This is a genomic window from Andreesenia angusta (genome assembly GCF_001855385.1).
In the GTDB taxonomy this organism is placed as follows: Bacteria; Bacillota; Clostridia; order Tissierellales; family Gottschalkiaceae; genus Andreesenia; species Andreesenia angusta.
The window spans coordinates 16,525-34,840 of the sequence record NZ_MKIE01000007.1 but is presented as its reverse complement, the minus strand read 5'-3'; the positions used below and the strand labels follow the sequence as shown (position 1 = coordinate 34,840).

Sequence of the window (18,316 nt, the reverse complement as noted above, 5' to 3'; positions counted from 1 at the left end):
CTTGAATTGAATTCCTCTTATTGACTTATAATACCCCTTGAAAGAGAAACTAACCATGATTTCTATCAAAATTAAATGTGACTTATATCACAACACACAAAATATGGGTAAGTTTTATAAAGAAAAAAAGCCCATCTTATGGTACAATATATAAAAGATATCAAAGGGAAAAGATCTAAAGACGATACAGGGGGTAAATATGCTGGGTCATATAGAGAGTATGCTAAAAGGAGACAGTATAATCAACAATTATGACAGGCTTGCATCTGACATTCTAGACGGAATGGTAGACTGGGTCAGGGTTATAGATAACAAGGGTTATACAATCTATACAAACAAGTCTATGGAACGCGACTTGCAGGGGAGAGCGCTAGGGGCTAAATGCTACAGGGTGTTTGAGAAAGACAGCAGATGTAGAAGGTGCATAACAGAGACCACCATGAGCACGGGAGAAATAGCTGAAAAAGAGGAGATCATAGGGGAAAAGATATTCTCCATAAAGAGCTCTCCTGTGAGAGATGATGAAGGAAATATATACGCTGTAGTAGAGGTCTTTAGAGATGTGACAAAAGAGCGTAAGCTGGAAAAAGAGATAATGAAGCGAAATGAAAAGATGAGCAAGGACTTGGCTTTTGCAAGAAAGATTCAAAAGAAAATACTCCCTAAACAAGGCAAGTACGGAAGAGTGGAGATGGAGTATTTATACAGGCCTTGTGAGATGCTGAGCGGCGACATGTTCGATATATTCAAGATAGATGAAAGTCATATAGGCTTCTACGTAAGCGACGTGGTTGGACACGGAGTGACAGCGTCCATAATGACCATGTTTGTAAAGCAGACGATGGCAAGTATAGTGAGTGAGTATATCTCACCAGGAGAGGCCATGACAAACCTTCACAAGAACTTTCTAGACCTGAATCTAGACGTGGAGAGCTACTTTACGATATTCTACGGGATAATAAACACAGAAGACAGAGTTCTCAAGTTTGTAAACGGGGGTCACAACAGTGTGCCGTTCCATATAAAAAGCGAAGATATAGGACATCTGGAAGGGACAGGATACCCTATAACCTCGTTGTTCGACAACATAGTGTATACAGACAGCCAAGTAAAGCTGAGTTCGGGAGATGAGCTCATACTCTACACAGATGGAATAACTGAAGCCAAGAATAGAGAAGGCGAAGAATATGGCTTTGAAAGACTTGCAGATATTGTAGGCGAGAGGCATGAAAATCCTATAAAGGCTATAAAAAACAGCGTAGACGACTTTATCTTCTACGAGCTGGAGGACGACTTCACTATTTTAAGATTAAAACTGTTGTAGTGCATGTATTTCGGGTATAAACTTAGTACTGGAAAGAAAATATGCCAAAGAGGTGATTATCTTGAAGATAAATATAACTGATGAAGCTAGAAGTGTGTTGGAAAATAGAAGGGTCAAGGATATCTCCATATATACAGAGATGCCTGTAGGTTGCTGAGGGATTCAAAAAGCAGATGTCTTTGTTAGACTAAGAGAGCCTAAGGATTTAAGCGACTACATGAAGTATGAGGTGGATGGAATAAACGTTTATATAGAGCGTTCCGCATCGCATGACGATGAGATAACCATAAAGATGGCGGAATACTATTCAGATATGGCCAACAAGGAATTCTGGGTAGATGGAGTACACTAAAGCACTGCGCAGCAGTGCTTTTTTAATTGCAAAGGAATTGCCCGTATGTTACAATGGTAACAGCTATTAGAACTTGGTACTAACACATTTAGGACTAAGCATAAGTCGCTAAAAACATAGACAAAAGCAGACAAGAGTGGACAAATATTCTCTTTTCTGTTCGACTTATGCTAGGTTTCAAGCCTAAGTGAGCAGTGTTTAGCGAAAGCTATTCTCTGCGATGAACTACGTTATGAGGAGAAGTTAAAGACTTACCTTCGGATGTGATCTTCAGTCTGAAGCTCTAAGAGTGCCAATCAAGAAACTGTGCTAATGTCCTGCACAGATAACAGAGAAACACATGAGCTTCCTCACGACATTGGCAAGAAGAGAAATTCCCAAAAGGAGAGTGGTCAGAGATGGCCGATTTACCAAAAGAGTATGCTTTCGTACTGGATGCTAACGACAAGAAGTTGGCTCCAACCAATATAAACAAAGCCTGGATACTTATCAGGAAGAAAAAAGCTACAATGATCAACAAATACCCTATGACAATCAAACTGAATAGAGAAGTAGAGGGAGAGTGTCCCTGAAATAGTCCTTGGAATAGATGACGGCTCTAAGAGTGTAGGAATAGCGCTAGTTCAAAAATGCGATACGCACAATAAGCCTGTGTTCAAAGGAACTATACAGCTTAGACAAGACGTCAAACACCTTATGGACGTCAGAAGAGGGTACAGAAGATACAAAAGAAGCCATAAAAGATACAGGCCTGCTAGGTTTGACAATAGAGCTTCCTCAAAAAGAAAAAGTAGGATAGCTCCAAGCATAAAGCAGAAGAAGGACTCTATACTTAGAGTTGTGAACAAGCTAGATAAAATCACACCTATATCAAATATAGTTCTAGAAGATGTGGCTATAGATATAAGGGCTATGACAGAAGGCTACAAGCCTTACAGATGGCAGTACCAGAAAAGCAACAGGCTTGACGAGAACTTGAGAAAAGCTGCTATCCTTAGAGACGGCAATAGATGCATGATGTGTGGAAAGACGAACTGCATACTGGAAGTTCATCATATACAGCCAAGGAGGCTTAAAGGTTCAGATACGCTTGGCAACTTGATAACGCTTTGCAGTGGTTGTCATGAAAAAGTTTCAGATGAAGAGCTGAATTACCAAAATTACTTCTACAGTTTAATCAACGGAAAAAACACCAGATTTGACTATGCCCAGCATGTTATGCAAGGCAAAACCTATCTGAGAGAAGAGCTTTCAAAGATAGCGCCGCTTGAGCACACTGTAGGCGGTGATACATCGAATAGGCGAATCGACTGGGATATAGAAAAAAGCCATAGCAATGACGCTCTCTGTATAACTGGCTTGCAACCGAGCAGTACAGACGTAAAAGACTGGAATATAAAGCCCATGAGGAGAAAGTCAAAAGCTAAGACGGAATCTCTAAATGAATTCAAACATAGAGATATAGTCAGGTACACAAAGAAAACTGGAGAATCTTATGTAGGCTATATAACGGCACTTTATCCAGAAAAAAATCAATGCAATATCACGACTTTGGAAGGCAAGGTTTTGAAACGATATGGTATTAAATCACTGGATATAGTTTGGAGATTTAGCAGGATATATTGGACATAATATACTTATGCGTATATTTGTCTATAAAAATGCGAGGAGGAATTACAATGGACTTTAAAGATATAAAAGAACTGATAATGACTATAGATCAAACTAGCATAAATGAAGTTGAAATAAAGGAAGACGACTTTAAGATAAGGATTTCAAAAGAGAAGCAAATAGTGGTGCAGACATCTCAGGTTGCGCCAGCTCCATATGCTATCCAGGAGGCCCCACAGACTCAAGCAGCACCGGCTGTAAGCCAGTCTACGGATGTGTCAGCCAGCACTGACGATAAAAATGCAGCAGAAGACGAGAATATGTTCATAGTGAAATCGCCGATAGTGGGGACTTTCTACAGCTCGCCGTCTCCAGACTCTGAAAACTACGTCGCAGTGGGCTCTAAAGTGAAGTCAGGCGAAGTTGTATGTATAGTAGAAGCTATGAAGATAATGAACGAAATAAAGAGCGAAGTTGACGGAGAAGTCTACGAGATACTGGTGGAGAACGAGGATATAGTAGAATACAATCAGCCACTTATGATAATCAGGAGGTAGCTATGTTTAGTAAGATTTTAATTGCAAACAGAGGCGAGATAGCCTTAAGGATAATCAGAGCCTGCAAGGAAATGGGAATAGCCACCGTAGCTGTTTACTCTGAGGCAGATGTGGATTCGCTTCACGTACATATGGCGGACGAAGCTATATGCATAGGACCGCCTTCTCCAATGAAGAGTTATCTGAATATGAAGGCCATAATTTCAGCAGCAGTTGTGACAGGTGCAGATGCCATACATCCGGGATATGGATTTTTATCCGAGAATTCAAAGATGGTGGACATATGCAATATGCACGGCATAAAGTTCATAGGGCCTAAGAAAGAGCATATAGAGAGAATGGGGAACAAGTCTGAAGCCAGAAAGACTATGATAGAGGCCGGAGTTCCAGTTGTTCCTGGTTCTGAAGGTTCTACTACAGATTCCAAAGAGGCGCTTGAAATAGCCAAGAGCATAGGTTTCCCAGTCATGGTAAAAGCTTCTTCCGGAGGCGGAGGAAGAGGAATGAGAATAGTCAGGGAAGAATCTGAGTTCGAGAACAGTTTCAACATGGCCAAATCAGAGTCCAAAACTGCCTTCGACGACGACTCGATGTATGTGGAGAAGTTCATAGAGAACCCTAGACATATAGAGTTTCAGATACTTGCAGACGAGTACGGAAATGTAATTCACTTAGGCGAGAGGGACTGCTCTCTTCAGAGAAGAAACCAGAAGGTCATAGAGGAAGCTCCTTGCAGCGCCATAACTCAAGATCTCAGAGAGAGAATGGGAGAGGCTGCACTCAAGGCGGCTAGATCTGTAAACTACATGAGTGCCGGGACTATAGAGTTTCTGCTGGACATACACGGGAACTTCTACTTTATAGAGATGAACACTAGAATTCAAGTTGAGCACCCAGTTACAGAGATGGTTACAGGTGTAGACCTCATAAAAGAGCAGATAAACATAGCCTATGGAAACCCTATGAAGCTAAGACAAGAGGACATAGTGCTGAGAGGACATGCCATAGAGTGCAGGATAAATGCTGAAAACCCTGAACACAACTTCAGGCCTTCGCCTGGAACTATAAACACGCTGCTTGTGCCTGGGGGATATGGAACTAGGATAGAGAGCCATATATACAGTGGCTACACCATACCTTCAAACTACGACTCTATGATAGGAAAGGTAATCGTCTGGGGAGATGACAGGGACGAAGCCATAAAGAGGATGATAAGGGCGCTAGACGAGTTCAAGATAACGGGTATAGACACCAATATAGATTTCCAGATGGAGATATTGAACAACGAAAAGTTTATTGAGAACTCCATAGACACCTCGTTTATAGAGAAGGAAATACTCAACGGCTAGAGCTAGAAGGAGATGAAAAAATGAAATTAGGTGACTTATTTCAATCAAAGAGGAAATACGCTACTGTAAAGCTCTACAAAAAAGAAGAAGCAAAAGAAGAGAGTCCGAGCTTAAAGACAGAGAACAAAGTAGATAAGCAGGAAGAGACTTCGGAAAAACCGAAAAAGAAGATGGAAGTCTACGACGAAAAGATATGGATGAAGTGTACAGCTTGCGAAGAAGTTATGCTGATAAAAGACTATGAGGCAAATTCAAAAGTATGCGCCAACTGTGGATTCCACGGGAGGCTTGACGCCAGAAAGAGGATAGAGACAGTAATAGATGGTGGCAGCTTTGTAGAGTACGATGTGGACATAAGCACAGGGAACCCTCTAGGGTTTCCGGACTACGAAGAGAAGATAGAAAAGGCGAAGCAACAGTCTGGAATAGAAGAAGCTGTAGTCACAGGAGAGGGAAAGATAAACGGAATAGACACGACTATAGCTGTGATGGACCCCGCCTTTATGATGGGCAGCATGGGCTCGGTCGTAGGCGAGAAGATAACTAGGATGGTGGAAGCCGCAATAGAGAAGAGGCTCCCTGTCATAATCTTCTGCGCATCAGGAGGAGCTAGGATGCAGGAGGGGATACTCTCCCTTATGCAGATGGCCAAGACCTCTGCGGCGCTTGCAAGGCTAGATGACGCTAAACTTCCGTATATATCTGTGCTTACAGATCCGACCACAGGAGGAGTAACGGCCAGCTTTGCCATGCTCGGAGACATAATACTGGCAGAGCCAAAAGCGCTTGTGGCGTTTGCAGGACCTAGAGTTATAGAGCAGACTATAAAGCAGAAGCTCCCTGAAGGGTTTCAGAGATCGGAGTTCTTGGTGGAAAAAGGCTTTGTAGATAAGATAGTGGACAGGCACAGAATGAAGTCGGTGCTTGGAGATATACTTAAGATGCATCCGTCAGGTGGTGAAATATATGAGTAATTTTCTAGACTTTGAAAAGCCTATACTGGAGCTTGAAAACAAGATAAAGGAACTAGAGGAATTCTCTAGAGCAAAAGACGTAAACTTAGACGACGAGATTGAAACGCTTAGAAAAAAGTCGGAGAGTATGAAAAATGAAATATACAGCAGTTTGGGCCCTTGGGAAAAAGTGAAATTGGCTAGGCATAAAGACAGGCCCAATACGCTAGAGTATATATCCAATATATTTTTGGATTTTATGGAGTTTCACGGAGACAGACAGTTTGCAGACGACAAGTCTATAGTCGGTGGAATAGCAATGCTAGATGGCGAACCTTTGACTGTAATAGGGCACCAAAAGGGCAGGGACACCAGCGAAAACATAAGCAGGAACTTTGGAATGCCTCATCCAGAAGGGTATAGAAAAGCCCTTAGGCTTATGAAACAGGCTGAGAAGTTCGGAAGACCGGTGGTGACTTTCATAGACACTCCAGGAGCTTTCTGCGGACTGGGCGCAGAGGAGCGAGGTCAAGGAGAGGCGATAGCGTTGAACCTTCTAGAGATGAGCAGGCTTTCTGTTCCGACTATTGCCATAGTGATAGGCGAAGGTGGAAGCGGAGGGGCTCTTGCGCTTGGTGTGGGGGACAAGATAGCTATGCTTGAGCATTCAGTCTACTCGGTTATATCCCCAGAGGGGCTTGCGAGTATACTTTGGAAAGACTCCAAGAAAGCTCAGAGTGCTTCTGAAGTCATGAAGCTGACATCGGAAAATCTAAAAGAGCTTAAAATCATAGACGACATAATAGGCGAGCCTCTAGGAGGAGCCCATAAAGACGTATGTGAGATGAGCCGAAACATAAAGTCGTATATAGTCGAGAGCTTAGGAATTCTCAGAGCTAAGTCTATAGATGAACTCAAGGCCGAAAGGTATACGAAGATAAGAAATATGGGGTATTTTGAAGAAAAATAGCGAAAAAAAAGAGAAGGATTTGATCCTTCTCTTTTTTATACTACTTGTCCCCTTCAGGAACTATAAGCACAGGCACTGAAGTGTTAGATATGACCTTGCTAGTTACAGATCCCACTAGATATCTTTGAAGTCCGCTAAGACCCATTCTAGTCATGACAATCATATCTATATTCTCTTTCTCCGCATACTCCACTATATCCTTGTAAGGCGTACCCATAAGACTGACTTTGTTTATGCTGTAGTCTCCAAGCAATTCTGCCGCCTTGTCAAGTATGTTGTCGCTTACCTTTAGAAGCTCTTTCTGAACATCTTCCTGTATTATATAGTTCATTTCAACTACATGCAGCAAGTGTATATCAAGCTCTTCACCTGAAAAAAGCGATTTTACCATGTTTATAGCGTCTAAGCTTCTCTTTGACCCGTCTACTGGAATAAGTATTTTCTTTGCACCCATTTGGAACCCCTCCTAGATTGTCTTCTCTATATTTTTTATATCCCGAAATACGATTTTTAAACTGTGAAAATTAGTCAGACTCAGGTACTATTAGCACTGGAACTGAACTGCCCGATATAACCTTGCTAGTAACGGAACCAACTAGGTATCTCTGAAGTCCACTTATACCAGTTCTAGTCATGACAATCATATCGACTTTCTCTTTGTCAGCATACTCCACGATATCCTTGTAAGCTACACCGCTCATCCCAATCTTAGTAGTGCTGTAGCCTGCAAGCAGATCAGCAGCTTTGTCTAGAATGTCCTTGCTTATCTCGTTGGCTTTTTCTTGAATTCCAGGAACTGTTATATACTCAGTTTCCACAACGTGCAAGATATGGATATCTAGTTCGCTGTCCCCGAAAAGTGACTTAATCATGTTGATGGCATCGAGACTTCTCTTAGATCCATCTAGTGGAAGTAATATTTTTTTTACGCTCATGTCAAAACCCCTCCTAAAATTTATTCTATGGATTATATATGTCCTAAATTGGAGGGGTTAAACGCAAAATTTAAAATTTATTTAATTTTAATCTATTTTTTCAGGAGGTTCTCTCCAACTTTATATATATCTCCAGCGCCCATAGTCAGGACTATATCTCCATCACAGGCGTTTTCGAGTATATAGTTTTGGATATCTTCAAAAGAGTCTATGAAAACCGCATCGCTGTTTTGAGAGACGATCTTTTCAACCAAGTCCTTAGAGTGGATCATGCCGGTGTCCTTTTCCCTTGCAGCGTATATATTGGTGATTATGATCTTGTCGGCCTCTGCGAAGGACTTGCTGAAATCATCTAGCAGAGACTTGGTTCTAGTGTAAGTATGCGGCTGGAAAATACACCAAACTTTTTTAGGGTGCAGATTTTTAACAGCTTCAAGAGTTGCCTTTACCTCTGTAGGGTGGTGGGCGTAGTCGTCTATTATGGTGAACCCGTTCAACTCGCCTTTGCGCTGGAACCTCCTGTTTGTACCTTTAAACTCGACTATCTTAGATATTATCTCGCTTAAGCTAAGTCCAGCTAAGTGAGATGAAGCTATGGCGCCTAAAGAATTGTAGATATTGTGAAGTCCAGGCACGCTGAGCTTTACGCTGTACTTGCCAGAGCCATCTACTGTAAGAGTGTAGGAAGCGGTGCCATCGTCTCCAAAGGAGATATCTTCGGCTGTGTAAGTGGCTGGAGACTTTATTCCGAAAGTGACAACCTTGCAGCTTGACCTGTCTACAACTCTTTCGCAGTTTTCATCGTCTGCGTTTATGACAAGGTGGCCGTCGCTAGGTATTTTTGAGGCAAACTCCCCGAAAGTTTCCACTATCTCATCCAGGCTCTTGTAGTAGTCTAGATGGTCTGCATCTATGTTGAGAATAAGGCCTATAGTGGCATAGAACTTGAGCAAGTTGCGCTTGTACTCGCAGGCCTCAGTTATAAGCAGCTCCGTATCTCCAATCTGTATATTGCCTTTGAGTTGTTCCAAATATCCCCCGAGCAGTATTGTAGGGTTTAGATCTGAGTCGCCAAGTATTACAGACAGCATACCGGTTGTGCTCGTCTTTCCGTGGGTTCCTGAAACAGCTATTGAGTTTTTATACTGCTTCATAAGCTGGCCAAGGAAAGTACCTCTATCCATAGTTGGAATTTTTCTGGAAAGCGCTTCAAGGTACTCTGGATTCTCGCTAGATATTGCATCTGTGTAGACTACAAGGTCTGGTGAAGAGATGTTCTCTGCGCTGTGAACGCTGTATATCTGTGCGCCCTTCTCAGAAAGTTCGTGTAGAACTTCAGAATCTCCCATATCAGAGCCAGATACAGAGATGCCCTTGTCGAGAAGGATGCTGGCAAGTCCGCTCATGCTGACTCCCCCGATTCCTATAAAGTGCACTTGGCCTATATTTTTGCTATGTATATCAAAGTTAGTCATAAACTGTTCCTCCTAGATTTTAATAATAAAAGATACAACGTGAAGATTATATCACAGTCACAAGAAAAAAATAAAGGAATTGCAACTAAAACTTGAAAAGCCATAAAATAACGAATAAAATGATAAATAATTAGAAAAAAATTCGGTGAGGAAGGTATGTATATGAAATACAAGAGAAATGAACGAATAGGAGCACTTACCTATATGCTTACGAACAGTCCAAACAAGATATTCACCTACAACTACTTCAGCGAAAAACTAGATGCCGCCAAGTCGACCATAAGCGAGGACATATTTATAGTGAAGGAGTCCATAGAGAAGCTAGACGTAGGGAACGTGGTCACTATACCGGGCGCTTCAGGTGGGGTTAAGTTCGTTCCCAAAGTGAACAAGATAGAGGAAACCAGGTTCTTGGTAGAGCTGGCAGAGAAGCTCTCGGACCCGGAGCGGATAACTGCTGGAGAATTTGTGTTTATGACAGACATAATATACTCTCCAAATGTATCAGAGGTAATAGGCAGGATATTCGCAAGCCGCTTTATAGAGCAGGATATAGACTACGTGGTTACAATAGAGACAAAGGGGATTCCGATGGCGTTTGCAACGGCAAGGTCACTAAACGTGCCTCTGGTAGTAATCAGAAAAGATATAAAGGTGACAGAAGGAGCCACTGTGAATGTGAACTACGTGTCTAAGTCAAACAAGAACATACAGAGCCTTTCGCTGGCTAGAAACAGCATGAAAGAGCACAGCAAGGTGTTGGTGATAGATGACTTTATGAGAGGCGGAGGTACACTGGCCGGTATAAGGTCGATGATGAAAGAGTTCAAGTCGGAGATAGTCGGAGTTGGAGTGCTTGTAAGCCGAAACAGCGAGGAGTTCAACCGAGAGCAGAATATCTCGTCCCTTCTAAGGCTAGACGAGATAGACGAAGCGGAAGAGAGGCTGACAATAGTTCCAAATCTTTAGGAGGGTGAATTAAGAGCGCTAAGGTGTTATAATATAATCCTATGATGAAATATTAAACTTAAAATAAGAGATCAAAGAGGTGTGATATATATGATAAAGTCGATAATACTTGCGGCTGGAGAGGGCTCTAGGATGAAGTCGGACCTTCCAAAATGCTCGCATAAAGTCTGCGGAAAAGCGCTTATAAACCACATAGTGGATGCTGCGACAGCGGCGGGAGTTGAGAAGAACGTAGTTGTAGTTGGACACGGTGCCGACAAGGTGAAGTTCATAGTGGAAAAGCAGGAGAGAGTTGAGTTTGTACAGCAGCCTGTAGGCGAAGGTGCTCCATATGGAACGGGATTTGCAGTCAAGCAGGGCATAGACCATGTAGAGGACGGAGATACAGTGCTTATACTCTGTGGCGACACTCCGCTTATAAAGAGCGAGACTATAGAAGCGTTTACCAAGTACCATATAGAGGGTAATTATTCAGTTACAGTTCTGACTTCAAAGCTGGAAGACCCTACAGACTACGGAAGGATAATAAGAGACGGATCTGGAGAAGTTACAGGCATAGTGGAGCAGAAGGAAGCTACTCCAGAGCAGCTAGAGATAGACGAGGTGAACTCGGGCATATACTGCTTTGAAGGCAAGACTCTTAAAAGCGTGCTTGGAAAGATAGACAACAACAACGCCAAAGGCGAGTACTATATAACTGATGCAATACACATAGTCAGGGCTGAAGGCGGAGCCGTAGGAGGCTACATAGCTTCTGACAGCGGAGAGATACAGGGCATAAACTCCAAGAAGCAGCTGGCAGAGGCCGAAGAAGTTATGAGAAACAGAGTGAACGAAAAGCTTATGGCGGAAGGGGCCATAATGGTAGACCCTAAGTCCACTTATATAGGTGTAGACGTCAAGATAGGGAGAGACACTGTTATATACCCTGGAGTAATACTTGAGGGAAAGACTGAGATAGGAAGAGACTCTGTCATAGGTCATGGCTGCAGAATAGTGGACTCCAAGATAGGCGACTTCGTGGAGGTTCAGTCATCTACTGTAGTGGAGAGCTCTATAGACGACAGCTCCAAGATAGGGCCGTATGCATACCTTAGACCAAATAGCAGAATAGGAAAACACGTGAAGATAGGCGACTTTGTGGAGGTCAAGAACTCGAATGTAGGGGACAACTCAAAGGCTTCTCACCTTAGCTATATAGGCGATTCAGACGTTGGAAACGACGTAAATATAGGCTGTGGGGTTGTGTTTGTAAACTACGACGGAGTTTCGAAGCATAGAAGCACTGTGAAAGACAAGGCTTTCATAGGCTGCAACGTGAACCTTATATCGCCAGTTACAGTGGAAGAAAGCGCGTATATAGCGGCCGGATCGACTATAACAGATGACGTAAGTGCCAACAGCTTGGCCATAGCTAGAGAGAGACAAGTAGAAAAAAAAGACTGGGTACTTAAAAGAGGACTTAAAAAGTAATGGTTTAGGGCCATGCTTTATAATATAATGATGTTAGACAACAAAAAAACTGGAGGTATACGATGAACATTGGAGGATTAAAAATCAAGATTTTTTCAGGGAATGCCAACAAGGACTTGGCAGATGCAATCTGTAAAGAGCTAGATATGCCACTTGGAGACAGCACAGCTGGGAAATTCAGCGACGGAGAGACAACGGTTAGCTTGAACGAGACCGTAAGAGGAGCAGACGTATTTGTGATACAGCCTACTTGTCCGCCGGCAAACGACAACCTTATGGAGCTTCTTATAATAATAGACGCCCTAAAGAGAGCGTCGGCAGGAAGGATAAACGCAGTAATCCCTTACTACGGATATGCTAGACAGGACAGAAAGGCGAAAGCCAGAGAGCCGATAACTTCTAAGATGGTGGCAGACCTTATAACGGTTGCTGGAGCAGACAGAGTTATAAGTATGGACCTTCACGCGGCACAGCTTCAAGGGTACTTCGACATACCGGTAGATCATCTGCTAGGAGGGCCTATACTAGCTGAGTACTTCAGAGAAAAACTAGGAAAAGACACTGTAATAGTTTCACCTGACTTAGGTGGAGTTCAGAGGGTTAGAAATTTTGCAAACATATTAGATCTTCCAATAGCTATAATAGAGAAAAGAAGGCCTAAGGCCAACGTTTCGGAGGTAATGAACGTAATAGGAGAAATAGAGGGCAAAGACGTGATCCTTGTGGACGACATAATAGACACAGCGGGCTCTATGACTAAAGCTGCAGAGGTGCTCAAGGAGTTTGGAGCTAAGAGAGTGTACGCATGCTGTAGCCATGCAGTGCTTTCTGGACCGGCAATAGAGAGAATAGAGAACTCGGTCATAGAGAAGCTTGTAGTTACAGACACCATACCTCTAAGTGAAGAGAAGAAAATAGACAAGATAGAAGTAGTTTCAGTTGCACCTATATTTGCGCAGGCCATAAAGAGAATATACGAGCACGAGTCTGTAAGCATACTCTTCGACTAAAAGGGCGAGGGAGAGCAGATTGTATATAGTAGTGGGTCTTGGAAACCCGGGCAGCAAGTACAGCGGAACTAGGCACAATGTGGGGTTTGACGTGCTAGACTATATGGCTGAAAGACACGGCGCAAATCTCAACAAGATAAAGTACAAGTCGCTTTACAACGAGATAAAGCTAGGCGGAGAAAAAGTGGTGCTTTTAAAGCCTCAGACGTATATGAACAAGAGCGGAGAAGCTGTGCTGGAGATAGCCCAGTTCTACAAAGTTCCAGCTGAGAATATAGTGGTGGTACAAGACGACATAGACATAAAGTTTGGAAGCCTCAGGATAAGGCAGAAGGGAAGTGCCGGCAGTCACAACGGCATGAAGTCCATAATAGGGCTTTTGGGGAACGACGGATTTCCCAGAGTGAAGATAGGCGTCGGAAAAGCTGAACCAGGAGAAGACCTGGCCGAGTTTGTGTTGGGTAGGTTCAAGCCAGACGAGAGACCTGTAATAGATGAATTGGTTAAAAAGGCCGCAGACTCGATAGAATGCCTTATAGCAGAGGGAATTGACGTGGCCATGAACAAGTACAATAGATAAACACAAGCCCAGGACAGCTGTCCTGGGCTTGTCGGTATTGGGGGAATCGGATTGGACAGAGTTGTAACAAGAGGATTAAGGCAGTCGAGCCAGTACAGAGATATTCTGGCGAGCATGAATTCAGGCTGCCGTGCGATTTCCATAGTGGGAGTCTCACCTGAGAGCTTGGCCAACATAGCTTATACACTAAGCGCAGACGAAGGAAAACAGATACTGATACTGGCCAAAGACGAATACAGGGCTAGAAAGCTCTACGATTCAATTATGCTCTACGACAGAGAGAATACAGAGCTTTATCCAAAGCGAGAGCTGATGCTCTACGACATAGATGCATACAGCCATGAAGTCTCTGACGAAAGGTGCAGGATAATTTCAAGGCTCTACAACGGAGAAGACATAATAACAGTGGCTTCTATAGAGAGCGTATTTGACAGGGTTGTTTCAAAAGGAGACTTTTTGAATCTCAAGCTGAAAATAGAGTACGGAGAAAGCTACAGCCTAGAGGAGATAGTCTCAAGACTTGCAAATCTGGGGTATGAGAGAGTCGAGATAGTTGAAGCAAGAGGTCAGTTCAGCCTGCGCGGAGGCATACTCGACGTGTTCTCTGTGGGGGCGGAAGACCCGTACAGGATTGAGTTCTTCGGAGATGAGGTCGACTCTATAAGGAGCTTTGACGCTAAGACCCAGAGGTCTGTGGGAAATCTGCAGTCTGTGGAGATATACGCCTCGAAAGAGATAGTGATTGACTGGAAGAACGTAGAGCCTCTGATCAGGGCTATGGAAAGTGATTTGAAAAAGACAGCTGAAAAGCTCGGCGAGAGCAAGGACTTGAAGGAAGTGCTTGAAAAGCTGGAGGCTAAATATGCCTCTCAGATAGAGAAGCTCAAAGAGGGTGTAGCTGTAAAGAATATGGATTTCTTGATCCCCTATGTAAAGGAGAGTTTGGGTTCGCTACTTGACTACTTGAAAGAGGACTCTATAGTCCTGGTAGATGAGCCGTCGAGGGTGGCGGAGTCCATAGAGGAGTTGGAGCTAAGCTACAAGTCAAAGATAGCCGAGCTAGAGGAGCTAGGGGAAGCCACTTCTTCACACGAAAAGATATACTACTCTAAAAAAGAAGTGATCCAGAAGCTCCAGGAAAGGCAGATGCTGCTTTCAAGCGACATAGCCAAGAAAAGCTCGCTCTTTAGGTCTTCGGCAGCCGTAAATATAAACACAAAGAGCATCCCTAACTACATGGGGAAACTGGATCTGTTTGTAGACGATCTGAAGTACTACAAGGGAAGAAATAGCAGAGTTCTGATTTTTTCGGGAGACGAGCTAAACGGAAGAAGGCTTGAGCAGGACATAAGAGAGTACGGCCTGGAGGTTGTATACACTGAAAATCCAGAGATAGAGCTAGAAGCAGGGCAGATCGGTGTGATTCCTTGGAAAATTGCCGCAGGGTTTGAGTACTCTGACTGCAACTGGGTCTTTATAGGCTACGGGGAGATATTTAAAAAAGAGCGCAAGAAAAAGAAAAAGCTCAAGCGGAAAGATGCGGCCAAGATAGAGTCCTTCACAGACCTCAAGACAGGTGACTATGTGGTTCACGAAGCTCACGGTATAGGAAGGTATACCGGGATAAAGCAGCTGAACGTGCAGGGCGTGAAAAAAGACTATATGATAATAAACTACTCCGGCGACGACATACTCTACATCCCCATTGATCAGATGAACTTGATCCAGAAGTATATAGGCTCTGACAGCGCAAGCCCTAAAGTCAACAAGCTTGGAAGCTCTGACTGGCAGAAGACTAAGGCGAAGGTGAAAAAGGCCATAGAGGACATGGCCAAGGATCTCATAAAGCTATACGCCACAAGAGAGACAATCAAGGGGTACGCTTTCTCGGAAGACACGCCTTGGCAAAAGCAGTTTGAAGACGCGTTTCCACACCAAGAGACAGACGACCAGCTTAAATCCATAGAGGAGATAAAGCAGGACATGGAGAGAGAAAAGCCGATGGACAGGCTGCTCTGTGGAGACGTAGGGTATGGCAAAACAGAGGTCGCCATAAGGGCGATGTTCAAGGCGGCTATGGACGGCAAGCAGGTCGTGTTTCTAGTTCCAACCACCATACTTGCACAGCAGCACTACACCAATATCTCAGAGCGGTTTTCAGAGTACCCGATAAAGGTTGAGAGCCTTAGCAGATTCAAGACTCCGATGCAGCAGCGAAAGATAATGAACGACCTTAAATGCGGAAATATAGACATACTCATAGGCACCCACAGGATACTTTCCAAGCAAGTGGTGTTTAAAGACCTAGGTCTTCTGATAATAGATGAGGAGCAGAGGTTTGGAGTGAAGCAGAAAGAAGCTTTAAAGCAGATAAAAGAGTCGGTGGATGTGTTGACCCTTACGGCTACTCCAATCCCCAGGACGCTCCATATGTCGCTTACAGGCATAAGGGACATGTCCGTGATAGAAGAGCCTCCTGAAGAGAGGCTTCCGGTCCAGACTTATGTCCTAGAGCGTAATGAGAGTATAATAAGAGACGCTGTCATGAAGGAAGTGGCAAGGGGCGGTCAGGTCTACATCCTCTACAACAAGGTGAGGTCCATAGATATATTTGCGGCCAAGATAAAGAAGCTGATACCGGAAGTCAACATAGGTGTTGCCCATGGGCAGATGGGAGAGCGGAATCTAGAGAGGGTCATGTCTGAATTCCTAGAGCGAGAGTACGATGTGCTTATCTGTACCACTATAATAGAGACAGGGCTCGACATACCAAATGTGAACACCATAATAATAAACGATGCAGACAAGATGGGACTTTCCCAGCTCTATCAGCTGCGGGGGCGTGTGGGAAGGTCCAGCAGGATGGCCTACGCCTACTTTATGTACGACAAGGACAAGTCGCTTAGCGAAGTTGCGGAGAAAAGGCTTAAGTCCATAAAGGAGTTCACTGAATTCGGATCAGGCTTTAAAATAGCCATGAGAGACCTGGAAATAAGGGGAGCTGGAAACCTGCTAGGAGCCGAGCAGCATGGGCAGATGGCCTCTATAGGATACGATCTCTACGTGAAATATCTAGACTCCGCAGTCAAGCGCCTTAAAGGACAGATCAAGACAGAAGAGCCTGTGGAGACATCTATAGAGATAGACGTAGACGGATATATACCGGACAGGTACATATCAAACGAAGAGCAAAAGATAGAAGCCTACAAGCGCATATCTGTAATAGAGAGCAAGGCGGAGATGGACGAACTAATGGATGAGCTTACAGACAGATATGGGGATATTCCAAAGCAGGTGCAGAATCTCATAAGGATATCTTATATAAAGGCTATGGCCAGGAGCCATAGGATACTCAGCGTAGAGCAGTCCGGCGACAGAGTCAAGCTGGGATTTGGAGATATATTGGACATGAAGAGAGAGTTTATAGAGTCTCTAGTTGGAGAGTACGGCCCGAGAGTCGAGTTCGACACTACATCTAGTCCAAGCATCAAATACAAGCTAGAGTCTAAATCCCAGACAGAAGTGCTGAAAGAAATAGAGGCAATTGTAACTAAATTGAGTAGTAATTAGGCTTTTTTTATTATAAAATAGTCTAAAGCTAAAAATTAAAGGAGATGATTAGGTGTTTTTTAATATAAGAAAGAAATCAGCCATCATGGTGTCTACAGTGTTAGTGGGCTCTATGTTTTTGACAGCTTGCTCAGAAGGGGAGCTTGCGGCCAAGGTAAATGGCGAAGGTGTAACAATGGCTGAATACAACCAAGTGTTTGAAATGGTGAAGTCACCTTATGTTTCACAGTACGGGGAAGAGTCGCTTTCTCAGGAAATGGGAGAGGGAATGACTTTAGAGAAGATGCTTTCAGAGCAAGTTATGGACAATCTGATATTCAATGAAGTGCTTGTGCAGGACGCTGAAAAAAGAGATATAAAGGTGTCAAAAGATGAGCTGGAAAAGTCTTTAAAAGAATTTAAAGAGCAGTACGGCGGAGAAGAAGGCTACAAGAAGTTTTTAGAGGAAAACAAGATAGAGCAAAAAGACTTTGAAAAAATGCTTGAAGAAAATCTTATGCTAGAATCTCATGCAGAGCAGGTGAAAAAAGAGATGAAAGTCTCTGAAGCAGAGGTGAAGGACTACTACGAGCAGAACAAAGACTATCTTTCGCAGGTCAAGGCTAGCCATATACTGATAGGGGCTGAGGCTAAAGAAGGGGCTACAGAGGAAGAGATAGCTAAAGTAGAAGAAGAGGCTAAGGCTAAGGCTACAGAGATATCTGAGGCCATAAAGAGCGGCAAGAAGTTTGAAGACTATGTAGACCAGTCTACAGAGCCAGGCGCCGCTGAACGTAAAGGAGACCTTGGGTACTTCGGAAAAGGCCAGATGGTGCCAGAGTTTGAGGAAGCGGCTTTCTCTATGAAAGTGGGAGAGATAAGCGAACCTGTAAAGACTCAATACGGATACCATATAATAAAGCTAGTAGACAAGAAAGACACGATAGAGTCTTTGAAGAGCGACATAGAGAATGCCATAAAGGACCAGAAGTACAACGAATATGCAAACGAGCTTAAAGAAAAAGCCAAGATAGAGATCCTCCTGAAAAAAGAGGAAACTAAAGACAGTGTAGAAGCTAAAGATGGGGCAGATGGTGAAGAGAAAAAATCAGAAGAAAAGCCAGCAGAAGACGGCTCGAAGACAGAGACTAAAACAGAAGAGTAGAATAGAGCTTGCCTAACGGGCAGGCTCTATTTGAGTTGAACATC

17 protein-coding genes are annotated in these 18,316 nt (G+C 43.5%); 14 read left to right on the top strand and 3 right to left on the bottom strand.

Features of this window, described 5'->3' with window-relative positions; genetic code table 11:
• The first annotated feature begins 199 nt into the window (after positions 1–199).
• The 8 genes from EUAN_RS08730 to EUAN_RS08705 all read left to right on the top strand — a co-directional run bounded on the left by EUAN_RS08730 (position 200) and on the right by EUAN_RS08705 (position 7,116).
• A complete protein-coding gene (locus tag EUAN_RS08730) occupies positions 200–1,324 on the top strand; it encodes a SpoIIE family protein phosphatase (protein ID WP_071063768.1) in 1,125 nt (374 codons plus the stop codon).
• Positions 1,325–1,553: 229 nt separating this feature from the next.
• The gene (locus tag EUAN_RS12960) at positions 1,554–1,676 is read left to right on the top strand and encodes a hypothetical protein (protein WP_281182088.1); all 123 of its coding nucleotides are present in this window, start codon (positions 1,554–1,556) and stop codon (positions 1,674–1,676) included.
• A 398-nt stretch (positions 1,677–2,074) separates the two neighbouring features.
• The gene (locus EUAN_RS12955; RefSeq protein WP_211266333.1) at positions 2,075–2,248 is read left to right on the top strand and encodes an RRXRR domain-containing protein; all 174 of its coding nucleotides are present in this window, start codon (positions 2,075–2,077) and stop codon (positions 2,246–2,248) included.
• Between the two features lies 1 nt (position 2,249).
• On the top strand, positions 2,250–3,308 hold the full coding sequence (gene iscB / locus EUAN_RS08725) for an RNA-guided endonuclease IscB (RefSeq protein ID WP_281182089.1): 1,059 nt from the start codon (positions 2,250–2,252) through the stop codon (positions 3,306–3,308).
• Positions 3,309–3,355: 47 nt separating this feature from the next.
• Entirely contained in the window at positions 3,356–3,844 is a 489-nt protein-coding gene (gene accB, locus EUAN_RS08720; RefSeq protein WP_071063766.1) for an acetyl-CoA carboxylase biotin carboxyl carrier protein, read from the top strand.
• 2 nt (positions 3,845–3,846) lie between these two features.
• Entirely contained in the window at positions 3,847–5,193 is a 1,347-nt protein-coding gene (locus EUAN_RS08715) for an acetyl-CoA carboxylase biotin carboxylase subunit (RefSeq protein ID WP_071063764.1), read from the top strand.
• A 20-nt stretch (positions 5,194–5,213) separates the two neighbouring features.
• A complete protein-coding gene (gene accD, locus EUAN_RS08710; RefSeq protein ID WP_071063763.1) occupies positions 5,214–6,167 on the top strand; it encodes an acetyl-CoA carboxylase, carboxyltransferase subunit beta in 954 nt (317 codons plus the stop codon).
• A complete protein-coding gene (locus EUAN_RS08705; protein WP_071063761.1) occupies positions 6,160–7,116 on the top strand; it encodes an acetyl-CoA carboxylase carboxyltransferase subunit alpha in 957 nt (318 codons plus the stop codon). The genes accD and EUAN_RS08705 overlap by 8 nt, the downstream gene beginning before the upstream one ends.
• A gap of 40 nt (positions 7,117–7,156) precedes the next feature.
• Here EUAN_RS08705 and EUAN_RS08700 read toward each other — a convergent pair whose 3' ends face one another.
• From EUAN_RS08700 to murC, 3 genes are all read right to left on the bottom strand, one after another.
• Positions 7,157–7,570, bottom strand: a complete 414-nt coding sequence (locus EUAN_RS08700) for a universal stress protein (RefSeq protein ID WP_071063759.1) — start codon at positions 7,568–7,570, stop codon at positions 7,157–7,159.
• 70 nt (positions 7,571–7,640) lie between these two features.
• Positions 7,641–8,051, bottom strand: a complete 411-nt coding sequence (locus EUAN_RS08695) for a universal stress protein (protein WP_071063757.1) — start codon at positions 8,049–8,051, stop codon at positions 7,641–7,643.
• A 92-nt stretch (positions 8,052–8,143) separates the two neighbouring features.
• Entirely contained in the window at positions 8,144–9,526 is a 1,383-nt protein-coding gene (murC, locus tag EUAN_RS08690) for a UDP-N-acetylmuramate--L-alanine ligase (protein WP_071063755.1), read from the bottom strand.
• Positions 9,527–9,688: 162 nt separating this feature from the next.
• Between murC and purR the strand changes: the two genes are divergently transcribed.
• The 6 genes from purR to EUAN_RS08660 all read left to right on the top strand — a co-directional run bounded on the left by purR (position 9,689) and on the right by EUAN_RS08660 (position 18,272).
• Complete coding sequence (gene purR, locus EUAN_RS08685; protein ID WP_071063753.1) at positions 9,689–10,495, top strand: pur operon repressor; 807 nt, start codon at positions 9,689–9,691, stop codon at positions 10,493–10,495.
• Between the two features lie 90 nt (positions 10,496–10,585).
• Positions 10,586–11,968 (top strand): bifunctional UDP-N-acetylglucosamine diphosphorylase/glucosamine-1-phosphate N-acetyltransferase GlmU, encoded by a 1,383-nt coding sequence (gene glmU, locus EUAN_RS08680; protein WP_071063751.1) that lies wholly within the window; start codon positions 10,586–10,588, stop codon positions 11,966–11,968.
• 62 nt (positions 11,969–12,030) lie between these two features.
• Positions 12,031–12,978, top strand: a complete 948-nt coding sequence (locus tag EUAN_RS08675; protein ID WP_071063749.1) for a ribose-phosphate diphosphokinase — start codon at positions 12,031–12,033, stop codon at positions 12,976–12,978.
• A gap of 19 nt (positions 12,979–12,997) precedes the next feature.
• Positions 12,998–13,558 carry an aminoacyl-tRNA hydrolase gene (gene pth, locus EUAN_RS08670; protein WP_071063747.1) on the top strand — a complete coding sequence of 187 codons (561 nt, stop codon included), beginning with the start codon at positions 12,998–13,000 and terminating at the stop codon, positions 13,556–13,558.
• 51 nt (positions 13,559–13,609) lie between these two features.
• A complete protein-coding gene (mfd, locus tag EUAN_RS08665) occupies positions 13,610–17,128 on the top strand; it encodes a transcription-repair coupling factor (RefSeq protein ID WP_071063745.1) in 3,519 nt (1,172 codons plus the stop codon).
• 52 nt (positions 17,129–17,180) lie between these two features.
• On the top strand, positions 17,181–18,272 hold the full coding sequence (locus tag EUAN_RS08660) for a peptidylprolyl isomerase (RefSeq protein ID WP_071063743.1): 1,092 nt from the start codon (positions 17,181–17,183) through the stop codon (positions 18,270–18,272).
• Positions 18,273–18,316: the final 44 nt, after the last annotated feature.

What these genes read in the sequence shown, in the direction of transcription:
- EUAN_RS08730 (WP_071063768.1), top strand. Translation starts at nt 200, where the DNA reads ATGCTGGGTCATATAGAGAGTATGCTAAAAGGAGACAGTATAATCAAC.
- EUAN_RS12955 (WP_211266333.1), top strand. Translation starts at nt 2,075, where the DNA reads ATGGCCGATTTACCAAAAGAGTATGCTTTCGTACTGGATGCTAACGAC.
- accB (WP_071063766.1), top strand. Translation starts at nt 3,356, where the DNA reads ATGGACTTTAAAGATATAAAAGAACTGATAATGACTATAGATCAAACT.
- EUAN_RS08715 (WP_071063764.1), top strand. Translation starts at nt 3,847, where the DNA reads ATGTTTAGTAAGATTTTAATTGCAAACAGAGGCGAGATAGCCTTAAGG.
- accD (WP_071063763.1), top strand. Translation starts at nt 5,214, where the DNA reads ATGAAATTAGGTGACTTATTTCAATCAAAGAGGAAATACGCTACTGTA.
- EUAN_RS08705 (WP_071063761.1), top strand. Translation starts at nt 6,160, where the DNA reads ATGAGTAATTTTCTAGACTTTGAAAAGCCTATACTGGAGCTTGAAAAC.
- EUAN_RS08700 (WP_071063759.1), bottom strand. Translation starts at nt 7,570, where the DNA reads ATGGGTGCAAAGAAAATACTTATTCCAGTAGACGGGTCAAAGAGAAGC.
- EUAN_RS08695 (WP_071063757.1), bottom strand. Translation starts at nt 8,051, where the DNA reads ATGAGCGTAAAAAAAATATTACTTCCACTAGATGGATCTAAGAGAAGT.
- murC (WP_071063755.1), bottom strand. Translation starts at nt 9,526, where the DNA reads ATGACTAACTTTGATATACATAGCAAAAATATAGGCCAAGTGCACTTT.
- purR (WP_071063753.1), top strand. Translation starts at nt 9,689, where the DNA reads ATGAAATACAAGAGAAATGAACGAATAGGAGCACTTACCTATATGCTT.
- glmU (WP_071063751.1), top strand. Translation starts at nt 10,586, where the DNA reads ATGATAAAGTCGATAATACTTGCGGCTGGAGAGGGCTCTAGGATGAAG.
- EUAN_RS08675 (WP_071063749.1), top strand. Translation starts at nt 12,031, where the DNA reads ATGAACATTGGAGGATTAAAAATCAAGATTTTTTCAGGGAATGCCAAC.